At 60.9% G+C, this 1012-nt stretch carries 1 protein-coding gene and 1 pseudogene; one reads left to right on the top strand and one right to left on the bottom strand.

Features of this window, described 5'->3' with window-relative positions; all coding sequences use genetic code 11:
- Window positions 1–220 (top strand): annotated as a pseudogene (locus tag AC097P_RS25165) (hypothetical protein); the annotation flags it as partial.
- Here the strand turns inward: AC097P_RS25165 and urtE are convergent.
- On the bottom strand, window positions 217–909 hold the full coding sequence (gene urtE / locus AC097P_RS25160) for an urea ABC transporter ATP-binding subunit UrtE (protein ID WP_479613134.1): 693 nt from the start codon (window positions 907–909) through the stop codon (window positions 217–219). The pseudogene AC097P_RS25165 and the gene urtE overlap by 4 nt on opposite strands.
- Window positions 910–1012: the final 103 nt, after the last annotated feature.

Here is a 1012-nt window from a genome sequence, read left to right as displayed (position 1 = left end):
CACACTGAATGCACGCCTGATCGACAACGCCCACCAGGTACTGTTGAAGCACCAGGCAAAGATTACCCATGCACACGCACTTGCCGCAGAACTGCAGCAGTTGCGCGCCAAGTTCGGCATACAAAGTGTCAAGGCGGCCATGGGGGAGCAACGGCGCCAATCGGGTGGGCTGGTGCTGCGCACCGGTGGTGCGGCCAAGCCCGCGGAGCCACCTCCTTAGATGGCGACCAGCTTGCGCACGCCGCTGGCTTCCATGTCTTTGCCAAGACCGCTGGCCACCACCGCGCCACGTTCCATCACCACATAGTGGTCGGCCAGTTCCTGCGCAAAATCGTAGTACTGCTCCACCAGCAAAATCGCCATATCGCCCCGGTCGGCCAGCATACGGATCACACGGCCGATGTCCTTGATGATGCTGGGTTGGATGCCTTCGGTCGGCTCGTCCAGAATCAGCACACGCGGCTTGGCGGCCAGCGCGCGGGCAATGGCCAACTGCTGCTGTTGCCCGCCAGACAAATCACCGCCGCGGCGGCCCAGCATTTGTTTGAGCACGGGAAATAACTCATACAGTTCGGGAGGTATCGGCGTGCTGGCGGTTTTGTACGCCAGACCCATCTGCAGGTTTTCTTCCACCGTCAGGCGGCCAAAAATTTCGCGGCCCTGGGGTACAAAGCCAATGCCGGCGCGGGCGCGTTCATAGGGCGTGCCCTTCTGGATGGCCTTGCCACCCAGCTCGATGGAGCCGGTCTTGATGGGAACCAGGCCCATCAGAGATTTGAGCAGTGTGGTCTTGCCCACACCGTTGCGACCCAGGATGACGGTGACCTTGCCGACCTGGGCTTCGATGCTGACATCGCGCAGAATGTGCGAGCCGCCGTAGTACTGGTTGATGTTTTTGACGTTGAGCATGTTGGTCACTTTCCGCTTTTGACGTAAGCCTTGCCGGACCGATAGAGGTCGTCCACTGGCATGCCGGGATCGCGCCTTAGGCGCGATGTGGCGTACAGCGCCA

It is taken from the genome of Rhodoferax sp. ZS1R8 (assembly GCF_056521325.1).
Note: the sequence above shows the minus strand (reverse complement) of the source record. Positions and strands in the feature narration are given on the sequence as shown.